Annotated in this window: 14 protein-coding genes and 1 pseudogene; 5 read left to right on the top strand and 10 right to left on the bottom strand. The window is 62.6% G+C overall.

The features are described from left to right. Positions 1-83: 83 nt before the first annotated feature. The 9 genes from glmM to tolQ all read right to left on the bottom strand — a co-directional run bounded on the left by glmM (position 84) and on the right by tolQ (position 10933). Positions 84-1436 (bottom strand): phosphoglucosamine mutase, encoded by a 1353-nt coding sequence (gene glmM, locus M2267_RS11280; protein ID WP_429114662.1) that lies wholly within the window; start codon positions 1434-1436, stop codon positions 84-86. A gap of 315 nt (positions 1437-1751) precedes the next feature. Then, positions 1752-3695: an ATP-dependent zinc metalloprotease FtsH gene (ftsH, locus tag M2267_RS11285; protein WP_429114663.1), complete on the bottom strand. Its 1944-nt coding sequence runs from the start codon at positions 3693-3695 to the stop codon at positions 1752-1754. 100 nt (positions 3696-3795) lie between these two features. Beyond that, a complete protein-coding gene (gene tilS / locus M2267_RS11290; RefSeq protein ID WP_429114664.1) occupies positions 3796-5136 on the bottom strand; it encodes a tRNA lysidine(34) synthetase TilS in 1341 nt (446 codons plus the stop codon). Beyond that, entirely contained in the window at positions 5126-6154 is a 1029-nt protein-coding gene (ybgF, locus tag M2267_RS11295) for a tol-pal system protein YbgF (RefSeq protein WP_043623205.1), read from the bottom strand. The genes tilS and ybgF overlap by 11 nt, the downstream gene beginning before the upstream one ends. Positions 6155-6417: 263 nt before the next feature. Continuing rightward, the gene (pal, locus tag M2267_RS11300; RefSeq protein ID WP_034806256.1) at positions 6418-6951 is read right to left on the bottom strand and encodes a peptidoglycan-associated lipoprotein Pal; all 534 of its coding nucleotides are present in this window, start codon (positions 6949-6951) and stop codon (positions 6418-6420) included. 297 nt (positions 6952-7248) lie between these two features. Continuing rightward, positions 7249-8535, bottom strand: coding sequence for a Tol-Pal system beta propeller repeat protein TolB (tolB, locus tag M2267_RS11305; RefSeq protein ID WP_245281720.1), 1287 nt, complete (start codon positions 8533-8535; stop codon positions 7249-7251). 106 nt (positions 8536-8641) lie between these two features. Then, complete coding sequence (locus tag M2267_RS11310) at positions 8642-9721, bottom strand: hypothetical protein (RefSeq protein WP_402325412.1); 1080 nt, start codon at positions 9719-9721, stop codon at positions 8642-8644. A gap of 9 nt (positions 9722-9730) precedes the next feature. Further along, positions 9731-10183, bottom strand: a complete 453-nt coding sequence (tolR, locus tag M2267_RS11315) for a protein TolR (protein ID WP_034806246.1) — start codon at positions 10181-10183, stop codon at positions 9731-9733. A gap of 27 nt (positions 10184-10210) precedes the next feature. After that, complete coding sequence (tolQ, locus tag M2267_RS11320; protein ID WP_034806243.1) at positions 10211-10933, bottom strand: protein TolQ; 723 nt, start codon at positions 10931-10933, stop codon at positions 10211-10213. A gap of 435 nt (positions 10934-11368) precedes the next feature. On the opposite strand from tolQ, the pseudogene ligD reads away from it, so the two are divergent. Beyond that, positions 11369-12370, top strand: a pseudogene (gene ligD, locus M2267_RS11325) (non-homologous end-joining DNA ligase); the annotation flags it as partial. Between the two features lie 28 nt (positions 12371-12398). Here ligD and ybgC read toward each other — a convergent pair. Then, entirely contained in the window at positions 12399-12854 is a 456-nt protein-coding gene (ybgC, locus tag M2267_RS11330; RefSeq protein WP_429114665.1) for a tol-pal system-associated acyl-CoA thioesterase, read from the bottom strand. Positions 12855-12978: 124 nt separating this feature from the next. Between ybgC and M2267_RS11335 the strand changes: the two genes are divergently transcribed. The 4 genes from M2267_RS11335 (at position 12979) to M2267_RS11350 (ending at position 17330) form a co-directional block, all read left to right on the top strand. Then, the gene (locus M2267_RS11335) at positions 12979-14199 is read left to right on the top strand and encodes an NAD-dependent epimerase/dehydratase family protein (RefSeq protein ID WP_429114666.1); all 1221 of its coding nucleotides are present in this window, start codon (positions 12979-12981) and stop codon (positions 14197-14199) included. After that, complete coding sequence (locus M2267_RS11340; RefSeq protein ID WP_429114667.1) at positions 14196-15056, top strand: glycosyltransferase; 861 nt, start codon at positions 14196-14198, stop codon at positions 15054-15056. The genes M2267_RS11335 and M2267_RS11340 overlap by 4 nt, the downstream gene beginning before the upstream one ends. Next, positions 15053-15943, top strand: coding sequence for an NAD-dependent epimerase/dehydratase family protein (locus M2267_RS11345; RefSeq protein ID WP_429114668.1), 891 nt, complete (start codon positions 15053-15055; stop codon positions 15941-15943). The genes M2267_RS11340 and M2267_RS11345 overlap by 4 nt, the downstream gene beginning before the upstream one ends. 178 nt (positions 15944-16121) lie before the next feature. Continuing rightward, positions 16122-17330 carry a hypothetical protein gene (locus M2267_RS11350; RefSeq protein ID WP_429114669.1) on the top strand — a complete coding sequence of 403 codons (1209 nt, stop codon included), beginning with the start codon at positions 16122-16124 and terminating at the stop codon, positions 17328-17330.

Here is a 17330-nt window from a genome sequence, read left to right on the forward strand (position 1 = left end):
CGGCGCATGGCTGACGCACCATCCGCACAAAAAAGAGGCCGGTGCAACGCACCGGCCCTGGAGGGAAACCAAAGGTCTGACGTTTAAGCCGCGTTGCGCACGCTGCCGATGACGTTGACCAGTTCGTCGACGATGCGCTCGACCTGGCCGCGATCGTCGCCTTCCGCCATCACGCGGATCAGCGGCTCGGTGCCGGACGGGCGGATCAATAGACGACCAGATTTCGCAAGCTCCGCCTCCGCGTCCGCAATCGCCTGGCGCACGGTCGCGTCTTCAAGCGGCTTGCCGGCGGAAACACGAACATTCTTCAAGACCTGCGGCACCGGCTCGAAGCGATGGCACACTTCGCTGACGGCCTTGCCCTGGCGTTTGATCACCGCAAGGATCTGCAGTGCGGCAACGAGACCATCGCCGGTCGTGCCGAAGTCGGACAGCACGATGTGGCCCGACTGCTCGCCGCCGACGTTCAGGCCGTCCTGGCGCATCTGCTCGACGACGTACCGGTCGCCGACCTTGGTGCGGCGCAAGTCGATGCCGCGCCCCTTCAGGTAGCGCTCGAGACCGAGATTGGACATGACGGTGGCCGCAACGGCGCCACCGCGCAGCATGCCGTCCTCGGCCCAGCTGTCGGCAATGACGGCCATCAGCTGGTCGCCATCGATGACGGTGCCGTTCTCGTCGACGATCAGCACGCGGTCGGCGTCGCCGTCGAGCGCAATGCCGATATCGGCGCGCACTTCATGGACCTTCTTGGAAAGGGCAGCCGGATGCGTCGAGCCGCAGTCGAGGTTGATATTGAGACCGTTCGGCTCGGTGCCGATGCTGACGACCTCGGCGCCCAGTTCCCAAAGAGCGGTCGGAGCCACCTTGTAGGCCGCGCCATTGGCGCAATCGATGGCGATCCTCAGACCCTGCAGCGTGACGTCGCGTGGCAGCGTGCGCTTTGCGTGTTCCAGGTAGCGATAGATGTCGCCATCGACGCGCTTCGCCCGGCCGATGTCTTCGGATTTTGCCAGCTGTCCAGAGAGGTCCTGATCGAGCAACGCTTCGATCTTCTGTTCGATATCGTCGGAGAGTTTGTAGCCATCAGGGCCGAAAAGCTTGATGCCGTTGTCCTGGAAGGGATTGTGGGACGCCGAGATCATCACGCCGATATCGGCGCGAAGCGACCGGGTGAGCATGGCCACGCCCGGCGTCGGGATCGGCCCGAGCAGGAAGACGTCGAGACCGGCGGCGGTGAAGCCCGCCACCATCGCGTTTTCGAGCATGTAGCCGGAAAGACGCGTGTCCTTGCCGATCACCACCCGGTGACGATGGGCGCCATTGCGAAAGATCGTACCGACGGCGATGCCGACCCGCATCGCCAGGTCCGGAGTCATCGGAAACATGTTGGACTGGCCGCGAATACCGTCAGTGCCGAAATACTTGCGCTTCATAAGAGCTCCATCGTTCTGCCGGGTCAGCGCTGGCTTTGCCAGCTTCGCCTGTCTGCGGGGTGCGCGACTGGGTTTCATTGACCGGACCTCATTTCATATCGGCGGTTGCCGTACGCCTCGGATCGTCATGCCCATCTATGGCCATGCGATCGCAACACATGAGTCTTCTTGACACAAAAGCGCAGCAAACGGCAGCGAGCCTAGCATCAGAAATCATTACATCCCGTTACCAAATGCCAGGTAGAAAATCGCCAACGAAAAACCGCCGCTCCACTCAAGGAACGGCGGCTTCAATACATGGCCGACAGGTGTCGGTTATTGCGGCTGCGGCTCGAACCCGCCTTCGGACTCTTCGCCCTTGTTGCCCGCCGAACCTTCCTTCTTGGGACCAGCCGAAGGAACGGCCGAGCCACGATGCGGCGGCGTGTCGTCGCCGAGATCGCGTGCCGGCTTCTCGCCGCGGATCAGCGCCTTGATTTCTTCGCCGGTCAGCGTTTCGTATTCGAGCAGGCCTTCGGCAAGCGCCACGAACTCGTGGTTCTTCTCCGTCAGGATCTTGCGGGCGGTCTCGTAGGCCTCATCGATCAGACGACGGATTTCGTTGTCGATCTTCTGGGCGGTCGCTTCCGACACGTTCTTCTGCTGGGCAACGGAGTGGCCGAGGAAGACTTCCTGCTGGTTCTCGCCATAAGAAACCTGGCCAAGCTGGTCGGAGAAACCCCATTGCGTCACCATCGCACGGGCAAGCTTGGTGGCCTGCTCGATATCCGAGGATGCGCCCGAAGTGATGTTCTCCTTGCCGAAAGTCAGTTCTTCGGCGACGCGCCCACCCATCATGATGGCAAGACGCGAGACCATCCACTTGTAGCTCATCGAGTAGCGGTCGCCTTCCGGCAGCTGCATGACCATGCCGAGCGCGCGACCGCGCGGGATGATCGTCGCCTTGTGCAGCGGATCGGCCGAGGGAACGTTGAGCGCAAGGATCGCGTGACCGGCTTCGTGATAGGCGGTCAGCTTCTTCTCGGCCTCGGTCATCGCCGACGAACGACGCTCCGCGCCCATCATGATCTTGTCCTTGGCATCCTCGAACTCGAGCATGGTGACAAGACGCTTGTTGCGACGGGCGGCCATCAAGGCAGCCTCGTTGACGAGGTTCATGAGGTCGGCACCGGAGAAGCCGGGCGTACCACGTGCGAGCACCTTGAGGTCGACATTCGGCGCCAGCGGCACGTTGCGTACATGCACCTTGAGGATGCGTTCGCGGCCGTTGATATCCGGGTTCGGCACGACGACCTGCCGGTCGAAGCGGCCCGGACGCAGAAGAGCCGGGTCGAGAACGTCAGGACGGTTGGTCGCCGCGATCAGGATGATGCCTTCATTGGCTTCGAAGCCGTCCATCTCGACTAGCAGCTGGTTGAGCGTCTGTTCACGCTCGTCGTTGCCACCGCCGAGGCCGGCGCCACGATGGCGACCGACGGCGTCGATTTCGTCGATGAAGATGATGCAGGGTGCATTCTTCTTGGCCTGCTCGAACATGTCGCGCACACGGCTGGCGCCGACGCCGACGAACATTTCGACGAAGTCCGAACCGGAGATCGTGAAGAACGGCACGTTGGCTTCGCCGGCAACCGAGCGGGCCAGCAGCGTCTTACCGGTACCGGGAGGGCCGACGAGCAGCACGCCGCGCGGAATGCGACCGCCGAGGCGCTGGAACTTCTGCGGGTCGCGCAGGAATTCGACGATTTCTTCCAGGTCCTGCTTGGCTTCGTCGACGCCGGCGACGTCGTCAAAGGTGACGCGGCCATGCGCTTCGGTCAGAAGCTTGGCCTTGGACTTGCCAAAGCCCATGGCGCCACGCGAACCGCCCTGCATCTGGCGCATGAAGAACAGCCAGACGCCAAGGATCAGAAGCATCGGAAGCAGGGTACCGATATAGCTGAGGAACCCGGACGAACCGTCGGTTTCCGGGCGAACCGTGACCGTCACGTCCTTGGCTTCAAGGCGCTCGGTGAGCGCCGTATCGACTGAAGGCGCGTAGGTCTGGAAGGTTGCGCCGCTTTCGGAATAGCTGCCGATCACTTTCGAGCCGGTGATCACGACTTCCTTGACGCGGCTCGCATCCACGTCTTTCAGGAACTGCGAGAACGGAATCTCGCGCGAGCCGGTGCGCTCCGTCGGCTGTTGGAACATGCTGAACAGCGCGATCAGCAGAAGCGCTATGATTGCCCAAAGGGCAAGATTACGAAAATTAGGGTTCATCGAACTCCCCGGAACCTGTCACGACCCGCGCATTTCGCGAGCCGCTGTCTTGCTCCCTAACATAGGGTTCTGGTGACGTATTGCCAAGGCAAACCGCCGGCTACCGTTCCATTTCTGTCAACAGATCGTGAACCGGCGGCGGAGGATAAGGCTCTCGTCCGAACAATCCGGCGATCCGATCGGCCATGATCCGGTCGAAACTCGGCAAAAAGGTGTCGTAGAGCCCGATCCGCGGCTCGATTGTGACAGATGCGACACTTTCGCCGTTCCCAGACAGGACCTTCGGCGCCGCAAGCGATGCCCGGCCGGCAACGCCCGGTGGCAGGCCTGCGGCAATAAGTCTCTGCTGTTGTGGCCCGCCCCTGCCTTCTGCCGCGACGGAGATGGGCGTGCTTGCGCCGTTGTGCACATGGAAGCGGCCGTCCCATGTTCCGGTCTTACCGCCCGCAAGCGTCAAAGTCGGTAGGCCCCGCGCCTCGCGATAGAGGTAAAGTCCGCTTGCGCGCAGGTCGAACACGCATCGTCCGGCCGTCATCCTGCCGGGCGTTGCTTCTTGCAGAAACGCGGCTACCCGCTTCACCGTGTCGGCTGCGGGGATATGCGCGCGGCCGCCGACGACGGCCACCAGCGCGAGCAGCGCCCGCTGCCAATCGACGTTGTCGCGATGGTTGGCGAGAGCAAGCGGGATCTCCACCACCAGGCTCGCATGCACGCGCACCTGGCGGGTGAGTACGCCGGCAGCCCTTGCCGACGACCGGGCCCTGGCTCCAGCATCCCATGCCCCCTCCTCCGCTCGCGGCGATTGCGCCAGTTCAGTCCGGACGCGGACCCGCTCGAAAGTCGGATTGGCGTTGCTCGGATCATCGAACCAAGTCACGTCGCGCGTCGCAAGAAAGGCGCGGATCGACGCCCGATCAAGACTAAGGAACGGCCGCAGCACCCAGACCCGGCGGTCGTAAAGGGTGGCGCTCGCCATGCCGGAAGCACCCGGCCCTTGCGCCCTTTGCGTCCGCATCAGGATCGTTTCGCACTGGTCGTCGCTGGTGTGGCCGGTGACGATGCAGCCGGCCTCAAATCGCTCAGCGGCATTTGCCAGCAACCGGTAGCGCGCCACGCGCGCTGCCGCCTGAATGCCGGTCGGCGGCTTCGCGCCATCCCAGCGCATGATGAGGTGTGGGACGTCGATGCTTGCGCAGAACGCAGCAACACCGCGCGCTTCCTCGGCCGATTCCGGCCGCAGCGCGTGGTCGACCGTACATGCGGCCAGGGAAAATCTCTTGGGTTCGGCTGCCTCGATCGCCTCGTTCAGGGCGAGAAGCAAGCCCTTGGAATCGCTCCCACCGGACACGGCGACGAGGATGCGCGTTGGGCGAAGAAAGGAGGCAAGAAATCGTTTTGCCGTTTCGACAACGGCTGTCGGCGCGGGAGCCTCAGCAGCCAAAGCGGCTCTGCTCGCTCGTCACCTTCGCCTTCACCGCAGGCGAGGCCTTGGGATAGCGCTTGTTGACCTCGCCCAGCGTCGCGCAGGCGGTTTCCTTGTTGTCGAGCGCGCCGAGCGACATGCCGAGCTTCAGAAGCATTTCGGGCGCCTTCGGCGATTTGCCGTGGGCCTGATGCGCGTTCAGGAAAGTCTTTGCGGCGTCGCTGTATTTGCCTTGCGAATATTGGGCTTCGCCCAGCCAGAAGCTGGCATCGGCTGCCTTGTCGCCCTTCGGAAAGGCGGCCAGGTAATCGCCGAATTCCTGTTCGGCGGTGCTGTAGTCGCCCGAAAGCACATGACCGTAGGCCGACTGGTAGAGGTCGCCTGGATTGTCGAGAGACGCGGTCTGCTGGCTACCGGGATTGCTGTTCAGGCCGCCATCGGCGGGTGCGCCGGAATCAACGCCGGGAAGCGTGGCGTTTGCGCCAGGCCGCCCATCGGTCGTCGCTGCGACCGGATTGCCGTTCTCGTCGAAGACGATCTGCCCGAGTGTCGACGGCGGAGCCGCACCATTGCCGCCCTGGCCTGCTCCGGGCGAAACGCCGGAAGACGCCATGTCGTTGCCGCCGGCGCCCGGCGCCATGGTCTGGCTATCCGTCACCCCCGGGGTGACGGACGCCTGATCGCTGGTTTTCGGCGTCTGCAGAGCGCCGCTCTTCTTGGGGGAGGCCTTGCCGCTTTCCAGATCCTGGAAGCGGAACTCGTTGTCCTCCTGGAACTTCCGGATCTGCTCCTGCATCTGCAAGAGCTGGAAGCTCATTTCCTCGATACGCCCGTTGAGCGAGCGGATCTGTTCTTCGAGCTGGCCAATCCGTGCGGTTTCGGCCGACTGCACCTTCACGACGGGCAGGTTCTGCACGCCGCTGTTGGTCTCAGCCGTTCGGGCCAGCAGCCCTGAAAGAGGCATGGCGTTCGCCGTCTGGCCGAGACCCGCAAGGGTCGCAAGACCGATCAGGCCCGCCACGACAAATTTCTTCATTTCATTTGTCCTGTTCGAATACCGGTTGTCCCACCCTTGACCAGGGGCCCGCAATACATCTCGCCGAGTCATCTGGGTGATTGCCGCACAGTTTTCCAATTGCCCTGAAAAAGCAACGGAGTTCGGCCAAAGTGTGGTAAAAAAGCAAAGGGCGGCCGAGGGCCGCCCTTTTAATTTAGCGATCTGTGATCTCCGGAACACGCAGCGCCTCCTCAGATCACGTCGTGATTCCGGGCCACGCGATGCGCGGGGCCGCGGCATCATTACATGCCAGCGCCACCGAGAACGGTAACGGCGCGGCGGTTCTGCGACCAGCAGGAAATGTCGTCGCAAACGGCGACCGGCTTTTCCTTGCCGTAGGAGATCGTCTTCATGCGGTTCGACGGAACGCCCTGGCTGATCAGGTAGTCGCGGGTGGAAGCCGCACGGCGGGCGCCGAGCGCCAGGTTGTATTCGCGCGTGCCGCGTTCGTCGGCATGGCCTTCGATGGTGATAGCGTAGTTCGGGTACTTGGCGAGCCACTGGGCCTGACGAGCGAGCGTCTGCTGCGCGTCGGCGCGGATCGAGGTGGAGTCGGTGTCGAAGAAGATGCGATCGCCGACATTGACGGTGAAGTCCTGCTGCGAGCCCGGCGTTGCCGAACCGGCGCCACCGAGACCGAGTTCGCCAGCACTGCCCGGCAGGTTCTTCTTCGATGCACAGCCAGCCAGGGCAAGCGTCATGACCAGGGCGATCATGACCGGGTTGCGAGCGATGGTCTGCATGCGGCCTGCGGCCGGGGTGTCAATTCGGCTCATACGCCGGTCTCCTTGAGAAGTGTCTGAATTCACGGTTGCCAGACTGTAACCGGAAGCGGTTAATCGCTATTCAACAGTTATGGTTAACAAATCGATAATTTCGGCTCGGGCCCTGCTAGACCAGCACTTTGCGGCGAGAAAGCGGCATCATTGCCACATTTTCCCGCCGCAAATCGGATCTGCCTGCAGCGGGATCAGGAAATAAGGACGCGGCTTTCCGCGGGCCTCCCACCCTCAAGTGGACGAGAGGCGATCACGGTTATGGCTTTGGATCGCGAGACCCAAAGCCATCGTGAACTACTCGAGCAGCGGCGACCAGGCCGGGTCGGATGCGAAGCCCTGCGTCTGGATCAGTTGCTCGTTGTAACCCGACAGATCGATCGAGTAGAGCTGCGGTCCGCCCGAACCGGCACCCTGACGGAAGAACATCAGCACGCGGCCGTTCGGCGCCCAGGTCGGGCCTTCGTTGTGGAAGCCGGTGGTCAGGATACGTTCGCCCGAACCGTCGGTCTTCATCACGCCGATCGAGAACTTGCCGCCCGACTGCTTGGTGAAGGCGATGAGGTCGCCGCGCGGAGACCAGACCGGCGTCGAATAGGAGCCGTCGCCGAAGGAGATGCGGCGCTGGCCGGAGCCGTCGGCACCCATGACGTAGATCTGCTGGCGGCCGCCGCGGTCGCTTTCAAAGGCGATCTGGCTGCCATCCGGCGAATAGGACGGCGCGGTGTCGATCGCCGCGGTGTTGGTGAGGCGCGTCGTGGTGCGCGAGCGCAGGTCCATGGTGTAGATGTTGGCGTTGCCGTCCTGCTGCAGGCTCATGATGACCCGCTGGCCATCCGGCGAGAAGCGCGGCGAGAAGGTCATGCCGGGGAAGTTGCCGACCACCTCGCGCTGTCCGGTCTCCAGCTGCAGCAGGTAGACGCGCGGCTGCTGGTTTTCGAACGACATGTAGGTGACTTCCTGGCGGTTCGGCGAGAAGCGCGGCGTCAGAACGATGTCGTTGGAATTGGTGAGCGCACGGGCGTTGAAGCCGTCCTGGTCCATGATCGCGAGCTGACGCTTGCGTGCCGTCTTCGGGCCGCTTTCGGCGACATAGACGATGCGGGTATCGAAATAGCCCTTTTCACCGGTAACGCTCTGATAGATCGCGTCGGCGATGATGTGGGCCACGCGGCGCCAGTTTTCCGGCTGGGTGAAGAACTGCTGGCCGGTCATCTGCTTGTTACCGAACGTATCCCACAGGCGGAACTCGGCCTTCAGCCTGCCGTCGCCTTCCTGCGTCACGCGACCGGTGACGAGCGCTTGCGCGTTGATGACCTTCCAGTCTTCGAAACGCGGCGTCGCATCCGGATTGCTGATCTTCTCGATGAAGGCGCCCTTGTTGATCGGCGCGAACAGACCCGAACGCTTCAGGTCGGCTGCGACCACGTCGGAGATCTTCTGGCCGAGTTCGCCCTGGAGGAAGTCGGTAACAGCAATCGGCAGCGGTTCGACGTTGCCCTTGTTGATGTTGATTTCAACTTCAGCGTTCGCCGGCGTCACCGCCGCCACGACGGCGACTAACATGCCCGCGGCCACCATCATGGCGCGGATAAGAGAGACCTTGATCATAGAGACAAGCCTTTCAGCTTCGTACGAAGGGTTTGCAGGGGTGGTTTGCTATCCGGCATGGGTTCCAATCCCGGCAGCTCTAGAGTGCGAATTCCGAGGGGTCGAAGTTCAGCACGAGGGTATTCCATCCTTTTTCGCCCTCATATTTTTCAGGCGGCAGGTTCTGTAGCGGGGCCGAACGGCGGATCGCGCGCAAGGTGCTGCTTTCAACGGCGCGGCGCGTACCTTCCGGACCGCCGGTTGCGGTAACCTCGGGCGTGCCGACGATATTGCCGGCCTGGTCGAGCTGCACGCGGACCGTGACGCGGACTTCCTCGACGCCGGTCAGGCCGGGGGTCAGCGACCAGTTGCCCTGGATCTGCCCCTTCACGCCGTCGATTTCGTTGGCGCTCAAGCCCACGCCGATCGTCTTCTTGCCGCCAAGGGCCGCCTCTTGCGTCGAGCGCTTGGCGCCACCGGCGGACGGATCCTGCCGATTGAGCAAAGCGGCGATCTCGTCGGCGTTGAACTTGCTTTCCTCGGTGGAGGCAGCTTTCTTCTGTTCCTTCGGCGTTGCCTCGTTCTTGCGCTCAGGCGTCTTGGCGCTCTGGGCGGGCTTTTCGACCTTCGGCTTCGCAGCCGGCGTCGGCACCTTCTCGGGCAAGGCTTCGGCTTCCGGGTTTTCGGCCGGCTTTTCTTCAGCCGGGGCCGGATCGGGCTTCGTCTCCGGCTTCACTTCCTGCTTGGGTTCCGGCAGGGCCGCAACTTCGGTCGCAGGCTCGGAAGCAGGTTTGGACTCCTCGACTTTCTTGATCTCCTGCTCGACCGGATCGGGCGTCGGCTCGGGCTTGTCGTTCTTTTCAGGCGAGGCCGTGGCTTCGCTCTTCGACGGCTTGGCGTTCGGCGTTGGCGGGGTCTTCAGGTCGGTATCGTTGTCGCCGACATTTTCAGCCGGCTGGTTCGTCTCCGGACGCTTGGTCGGAACCGGCGACGAATGCTCCTTCTTCGGTGCCTTCTTGTCGCCCTGCTGAACCTGCGTCATCTCCGAATAGGGAACGATGTCGACAGGCAAAGCCTCGACGTCGGCGACCTGGAAGTCAGCCGGGCTGCCAAGCGACACCAGCGCCCAGGTCAAGACCATGGCGTGGAGGACAGCAGATGTAGCGAGACTGCCCTTCATCGTGGACGATCACTTTTCCTGTTCTTGCAGCGTGACGAGGCCGAGGTTCTTGAACCCGGCGGCAGAGATGCGGGCCATGACCTTCATGACCGTGCCGTAGTCGGCATTGGTGTCGCCGCGCACATAGATGCGCTCATTGTAGCCGGTGGTGGCAATAGCCTCGAGCTTCGGCACGACTTCATCGATGGCGATCGCGGTTTCCTGCAGGTAGATCTCGCCGGCCGGGTTGACCGAGACCGTGATCGGCTGCGTATCGGAATTCAGCGCCTTTGCCTGCGTTTCCGGCAGATCGATCGGCACGCCGACCGTCATCATCGGTGCGGCCACCATGAAGATGATCAGGAGCACGAGCATGACGTCGACGAACGGCGTCACGTTGATTTCGCTCATCATGGCTTTCTTGCCGCCGCGGCGACGACGTCCGCCACCCGAACCTTTGGCTCCGCCAACCGACATACCCATCAGCGTGGTCTCCGTACTCTCTGGCGATTACTGCGCGGCCTGGCGCGGGTTCTGGAGCTTCTCGTCGATCTGCCGCGACAGGATGGCGGAGAACTCGTCGGCGAAAGCTTCCATGCGTGCCGACAGCTTGCCGGCGTCGGCCGAGAACTTGTTGTAGGCGATAACCGCGGGGATAGCGGCGAGAAGGCCGATCGCGGTGGCAAGCAGCGCTTCGGCAATACCGGGCGCCACGACCGCAAGGTTGGTCGACTTCGAACCGGCGATCGCCTGGAACGAGGTCATGATACCGACGACCGTACCGAAGAGACCGATGAACGGCGCTGCCGAACCGATGGTCGCGAGCGAGCCGAGGCGGGCCTCCAGCGATTCCGATTCCCGGGCGAGCGTCACGTCCATGGCGCGGTCGATACGCATCTGCAGGCCGATCGGCGAACGGGCACCGCGCTCGAAGCTCTTCTTCCATTCGCGCATGGCGGAGACGAAGATCGCGCCCATGCCGGCCGTCTGGCGGTCGGCGAGCGTGCGGTAGAGTTCTTCCAGCGACTGGCCGGACCAGAACACCTGCTCGAAGCTGTCGAGCTGGCGACGGACGCGACCGTAGTTGAGCGTCTTGTCGACGACGATCGCCCAGGTCCAGACGGAGGCTGCGACCAGCCCCAGCATGACCAGCTTCACGACGAAGCCCGCTTGCATGAATAGCGACCAAAGGCTCACATCGTGTGTTGCCGCGGCCAATCCAACCTGTTCCATCGTCTTCAGTCCCCGAATCCAAACACCCGGCAAGAGCGGTTCATGCTCGTGACCGGGTAGCCCAAACGTCCTGTTTGCAAGAGTGCCCGGCACCGCCGCAGATCGCACCATCGCGACCTTAATTAGCTTTAGGTTGCCTTCTCTCCGTCAATTTTGGTCAAAGGATGACGTGCACTGCACAAATCCTGATGCGATGATTAAGACACCATTATGGTTAAGAGACCGTTACCGTTGTGTGTCTTTACAGCGTCACCTTCGGGGCGGAACTTACCCGCTACCGCCACGTTTCTTGACCACGACCCGATCCTCGACCGGACGTTGCGACAAGTTGCCATTCTCGCGATATCCTGACCTTGATGACATCGGGCATGTCGATCTCCAGACAGGCCACAGGCCGTGGACCATCCAATCGCGCTGCGGGTGATGAGAATGACCGAAACGGAAGACACCGCCACCAAACGGAACAAGGGCAAGCCGGCCCCCGGGACATCGAAGGGTGCCGGGGCGACACCCGCGAAGTCCCGTCCGGCCGCCCCTGAAGAGACGGTGGCCGGCATAACGATCACGCACCCCGAACGGCTGCTGTTTGACGGCGGCATCAGCAAACTGGATCTTGCCCGCTATTACGCGGTGGTCGCCGATCGCATGCTGCCCTACGCCGCCAGACACCTGCTGTCGCTCGTGCGCGCCCCGCAGGGGCTGAAGGGACCGCGCTTCTACCAGAAGCATGCCGGGGATGGTTTTCCCGAAGAGATCAAGGAAATGGCGATCACCGAGAGTTCCGGCGAAACCGAAAACTACATGTACGTGCACGATACCGCCGGCCTGGTCGCCGCGGTGCAGATGGGATCGCTCGAATTCCACATCTGGGGTTCGCGGGTCGATGCGCTTGAAACACCGGACCGGCTGGTCTTCGACCTCGACCCGGACGAGGGCCTTGATTTCGGCATGGTCAAGACCGCAGCGACGGCGCTTCGCGATGCGCTCTCCGCCATCGGATTGGCGTCGATGCCGATGGTTACCGGCGGCAAGGGCGTGCACGTGATCGTGCCCCTGGCCGAGCACGCCACCTGGGCGCAAGCCAAGGCCTTTGCCAAGACCTTTGCGCAAGGCTTTGCCGATCGCGAACCGGACAAGTTCATCGCCACCATGTCGAAGGAAAAACGGAAAGGGCGGATCTTCATCGACTGGCTGCGGAACGAACGTGGATCGACGGCTATCACCCCCTACTCGACCCGTGCGCGAGCCGGTTGCCCGGTCGCCACGCCCGTCAGTTGGGAGGAGCTTGCCGGTCTTGACGCCGCCAATAGCTTCCACATCGCCGACAGTCTCGAACGGATCGAACGCGGCACGGATCCCTGGCGGGACTTCGCGAAGGCGAAGCAATCGCTCACCAACGAGATGCTGAAGCAGCTCGGCGTGGAAGCGGCGGACTAAGCCCCGCACGCGTCCCGGGCGTGCCGGCCTAGCCGGCGCTCTCCTTGGCATGCTGGAACTTGTAGGCCAGCGCCTCCGGCAGCCGCCGCGGGCGGCCCTGAGCATTGATCACGGCGATGATCACCTTGGCAGCGATCAGCAAATGTTCGCCGCGGCGAATTTCCTGCTGCAGCACCATCTTGGCGCCGCCGGCCTTCTCCGTGACGGTCGTGATCTTCAGGATGTCGTCCATGCGCGCCGGCGCCTTGAAGTCGATTTCCATGCGATGGACGACGAAGACGAGGCCCTCGCTGTCGCCCTCGATCGCCAGCGTCGCCTGTTCGACGCCGAGCAGCCGCAGGAAATCGGTGCGGGCGCGTTCCATGAAGTGCAGGTAGCGGGCATGGTAGACGACGCCGGAAAAGTCGGTGTCTTCGTAATAGACGCGCTGGATCAGCTGATGGCCGTTTTCGGTCAGTTCGCCTGCAAGCGAGATCAGGGACATACTTTTCTCCGAAAGAATTTCCCGTTTCCTGTGCAGGAACAAAAAGCCGTTTGCAAGCATTGCAGCCTTGTCACAATCCTATCCTATCACGTGACGGACTTCCTTTGCGATCAGGAGAACGTGCATGAAGATTGCGATTCTCGGCGGCGACGGTTTCGTCGGCTGGCCCACGGCCCTTCATTTGTCCGATGCCGGTCACGACGTTCATATCCTCGACAATCTCTCCCGCCGATGGATCGATACGGAACTGGGCGTGCAGTCTTTGACGCCGATGGATTCGATCCAGGAACGCACCCGCATCTGGCATGCCGAAACCGGCCGCCGCATCCATTTCAACCTGATCGATCTTGCCCGAGACTACGAGCTTCTGAAGAACTGGCTCGCCGAACACCGTCCGGATGCGATCGTGCATTTTGCCGAGCAGCGCGCCGCCCCCTATTCGATGAAGAGCGACCGCCACAAGAACTACACGGTCAACAACAACGTCAACGCCACGCACAATCTCCTGAACGCATTGGTCGAGCTCAGCCTCGACGCCCATCTCGTCCATCTCGGCACCATGGGTGTCTACGGTTATTCGACCATCGGCGCGGCGATCCCTGAAGGGTACCTGCCTGTCGGCATCGAAACGATGGGCGGCGAGACCGTCAGCCAGGAAATCCTCTACCCCGCCAATCCCGGCTCGATCTACCACATGACCAAGTGCCTGGATCAGTTGCTCTTCCAGTTCTATGCCAAGAACGACGGGCTCAGGATCACCGATCTGCACCAGGGCATCGTCTGGGGTACCCACACCGAGCAGACGCACCGCCACCCGCAGCTCATCAACCGCTTCGATTATGACGGCGACTACGGCACCGTCTTGAACCGCTTCCTCATCCAGGCGGCGATCGGCTATCCGCTGACCGTGCACGGCACCGGCGGCCAGACACGCGCCTTCATCCATATCCAGGATTCGGTCCGCTGCATCGAGCTGGCACTCACGAACCCGCCGGCGCGCGGAAGCCGCGTCGAGATCTTCAACCAGATGACCGAGACCCATAGGGTGCGCGACCTCGCCGAGATGATCGCCACGATATCGGGCGCTCAGATCGCCTGGCTGCCGAACCCGCGCAAGGAAGCCGCCGAGAACGAGCTCGTTGTGCACAACGAGAAATTCCTGAGCCTCGGCCTCAACCCGACGCGGCTGCAGGATGGGCTTCTCACGGAAATCGTCGATGTCGCCAAGAAATTCGCCTATCGTGTCGACAGAACGCGCGTGCCCGCCGTCTCCGCCTGGACCAAGGACATCGCGCCGCTCATCAACCACGACCCAGAGGGCAAGCGGCTGAAATCCGTTTCATGAGATCGACCGATCCTTCGGAGGGGCTCCGCCCCTCCTCGCCTCCCCAAGCCGACCATGCCTATGTGACGCTCGTCACCAATGCCGACTATGCGCTCGGCGCCCGCGCGCTGGCGCGCTCCATGAGGCTGACGGACACGAAGGCCGATATCGTCGTGCTCCATACCGGCGGCGTTTCGCGCGAGGCGCTGGCGCCGCTCGCAGAATTTCAATGCCGCCTGGTCGAGACCGACCTGCTGCCGCTTTCCGACGCCTTCAACGAACGCCACCAGCGCCGGAACGTGCATGACAAGGCGCCCTTCACCAAGGGCCGCAAGCCCGACTTCCACTCGCCGCTCGACAACTTCTGCAAGCTTCGGCTCTGGCAGCTTGGCGAATACCGACGCTGCGTCTTCATCGACGCCGACGCGATCGTGCTCAGGAATATCGACCGGTTGTTTGCCTATCCGGAATTCTCCGCCGCCCCCAATGTGTATGAAAGTCTTGCGGATTTTCACCGGCTGAATTCAGGCGTCTTCGTCGCCGAACCGTCACTGGCGACCTTCGACAGAATGCTCACTCGGCTTGACGCGCCGGACGCCTTCTGGCCGCGCACCGACCAGACCTTCCTGCAAGCCTTCTTCCCGGACTGGCATGGCCTGCCGGTGACGATGAACATGCTGCAATATGTCTGGTTCAACCTGCCGGAACTCTGGGACTGGAGCGCGATCGGCGTGCTGCACTACCAGTATGAAAAGCCCTGGGAGAAGGATCATCCGCGCCGGGAGGCCCTGCAGCCGCTGATCGATCTCTGGCACGGCTATCTCACAGGAGAGGCTATTCCGGACATCGCATCGCTCGCCAACCCGGCCCGCCGATGAGCCGGGTGCTTGTCTCCGGCGGCACAGGCTTCGTCGGCCGCTTCATCGTCGAGCATCTGCTACAGGCCGGGTACGAGGTGGTGGTCGGTGGTCGCACGCGGCCCGCCGGCACCTTCCTTGGCGGACCTATCGATTTCGTGCCCCTGTCGCTCGATCCGACGAGCGATCGCAGCGCTGCTTTCGCCAATGTCCAGTGTTTCGTCCATGCCGCCTTCCAGCACATCCCCGGCCGATATCGCGGCGGCGAAGGCGACGATCCCGAGGGTTTCCGCCGCGCCAATCTCGATGGTTCGGTTCGCCTGTTCGAAGCGGCACGCGAACAGGGCGTGGAGCGCTGCATCTTCCTGTCGAGCCGCGCGGTGTTTGGAGCACACCCGGCGGGCACGGTGCTGACCGAGGGGTCGGCCTGCCACCCCGAGAGCCTCTATGGCACGCTCAAGCTTGAGACGGAGCGGCAACTGGAACTGCTCAGCACGAACGACTTCAAGACAGCGAGCCTGCGCGTCACCGGCGTCTACGGAGCGCCGGGCAACGGGGCGTCGCACAAATGGCAGGCCCTGTTCGACGACTATCTGCAGGGCCGCCCGGTTGCGCCGCGGGCCGGCACGGAAGTGCATGGCGACGATGTCGCAGCCGCCGTGCGCCTCGTGCTTGAAGCGGAAGCACGCCGCCTACCGGCTTCGGTCTTCAACGTCTCCGACATCCTCGTCGACAGCCGTACCATTCTGGAAATCTTGCGTGAAATCACCGGTTGCACGAACGACCTGCCCGAACCGGCCGCATTGGCTGATTTCAACGCGATGGACTGCGACCGCTTGCGCGCGCTCGGCTGGACGCCCGGCGGGCTGCCGCGGCTGCGCGAGACGATCGAAAAGCTGCTCGGCTGAGGCGCTGTGCAGAGCCGTTCTGTGTCGATCAAGGACTCCTTTAAGGAGTGTTAATTTACAATTTAACACCACAGGTTGCCCTCGAAAATCCGCGCTATGTTGGCTGTGCGGAGCGGTTCCGCTCCGCGCAAAAGCTCAACCCTCCCGTCGATCGACGGCGCTTCGAAGGAAATCAATCATGCCTATCGAGACGTTGAATCCTGAAGTCTGGAAGCTTGTCGGCACTTTGAACGGTGAATGGAAAACAAATGGCGGCAATGATTTTGGCTGGGGTACGGTCAAGACCTCATCGCAAACCTTGACCGCAAACGCCTTGCTTTCGGTCTACAAACTGATGCGCGGCAACCAGAACCTGACGCGTGACTACTATCTCGTCGTCGGGGATGTCTATCACGGCATCCAGGGCTCGCCGTCCAACCCGTCATCCAACTGGGTGTCGGTCGGCTTTTACGCCAATCAGATGAAGCTGCGCCTAGAAACGAACTCGTCGCAGGCGCGGCTGGTAACCTTCGGGCCCAACAGCACCGTCGAGCAGGCGACGATCAGTTTCTCGATCGGCGGCGAACTCAGCGCCGAATACAGCAAGGAAGGTCCGAAGGGCGGCGCCTCGCTCAGCGCCAATGTGGGTGTCAGCTTCACCGCCTCCGAGGTTTCGTTTGCGGCACGGCCCGCAACGCAATCGATCGAGTGGCAGGCGCGGCTGCCCCATGTCGGCTGGGTATCGCCAGGAGTACCGGCAAATCCCGGCCGTCCTTCCTATGCCGGTTACATCTGGAATGCAGCCGCGATCATCGAGGTCCCGCAAGGCGCAACGCCCAACTTCAAGGGGCGCTTCGAGGTGGACTTCGAATTCAACTGGACGCGCGGCATTCGCAAGCGGTCGTTCACGCCCGAGATCGATCTCGTCTACCAGTCCCTTACGAGGACCGGCACCAGCGACATCGAGGTCGTTCCGGCGCTGCCGACGATTCTGGAGACCTTGCGCTCTCTGGCCTCTTCGACCGGCCGGGACGGCAAGACCGACACCTTCCTGGCGGCGCTGGAAAACTCTCGCGTGATCGATGCCCTCGGCGACAGCAATCTCGACCAGATCGTCATCGCGCCAACCAACTTGGCCGTCCAGACTTACTTCGACAAGCATCCGCAAATCGCGCTCGAGGCGGTTTCACCGGCAAACCAGGCCTGGCTCGATAGCTGGGTCGCCGAACGGATCATCAGCACACCGCCCGGCTCGGTTGAACTGGCAACGCTCAGCCCGTCGGTGAAGAGCATGAGCGAAGGGGAATGGTACCAGTGCGCCGACGGCCTGCTGTTGGTCACCGACACCTATGAGGTCGCGTCCGGCCTGCGGGGCGCACTGCGAAGCGGCGCCATCCGGGCCGCCTGA

It is taken from the genome of Ensifer sp. KUDG1 (genome assembly GCF_050434285.1).
Taxonomy (GTDB): domain Bacteria; phylum Pseudomonadota; class Alphaproteobacteria; order Rhizobiales; family Rhizobiaceae; genus Ensifer.

Bases quoted from the DNA above. Each gene is read 5' to 3' on its own strand.
- glmM (WP_429114662.1), bottom strand. From the start codon at position 1,436: ATGAAGCGCAAGTATTTCGGCACTGACGGTATTCGCGGCCAGTCCAAC.
- ftsH (WP_429114663.1), bottom strand. From the start codon at position 3,695: ATGAACCCTAATTTTCGTAATCTTGCCCTTTGGGCAATCATAGCGCTT.
- ybgF (WP_043623205.1), bottom strand. From the start codon at position 6,154: ATGAAGAAATTTGTCGTGGCGGGCCTGATCGGTCTTGCGACCCTTGCG.
- pal (WP_034806256.1), bottom strand. From the start codon at position 6,951: ATGAGCCGAATTGACACCCCGGCCGCAGGCCGCATGCAGACCATCGCT.
- tolB (WP_245281720.1), bottom strand. From the start codon at position 8,535: ATGATGGTGGCCGCGGGCATGTTAGTCGCCGTCGTGGCGGCGGTGACG.
- M2267_RS11310 (WP_402325412.1), bottom strand. From the start codon at position 9,721: ATGAAGGGCAGTCTCGCTACATCTGCTGTCCTCCACGCCATGGTCTTG.
- tolR (WP_034806246.1), bottom strand. From the start codon at position 10,183: ATGGGTATGTCGGTTGGCGGAGCCAAAGGTTCGGGTGGCGGACGTCGT.
- tolQ (WP_034806243.1), bottom strand. From the start codon at position 10,933: ATGGAACAGGTTGGATTGGCCGCGGCAACACACGATGTGAGCCTTTGG.
- ybgC (WP_429114665.1), bottom strand. From the start codon at position 12,854: ATGTCCCTGATCTCGCTTGCAGGCGAACTGACCGAAAACGGCCATCAG.
- M2267_RS11335 (WP_429114666.1), top strand. From the start codon at position 12,979: ATGAAGATTGCGATTCTCGGCGGCGACGGTTTCGTCGGCTGGCCCACG.
- M2267_RS11340 (WP_429114667.1), top strand. From the start codon at position 14,196: ATGAGATCGACCGATCCTTCGGAGGGGCTCCGCCCCTCCTCGCCTCCC.
- M2267_RS11345 (WP_429114668.1), top strand. From the start codon at position 15,053: ATGAGCCGGGTGCTTGTCTCCGGCGGCACAGGCTTCGTCGGCCGCTTC.
- M2267_RS11350 (WP_429114669.1), top strand. From the start codon at position 16,122: ATGCCTATCGAGACGTTGAATCCTGAAGTCTGGAAGCTTGTCGGCACT.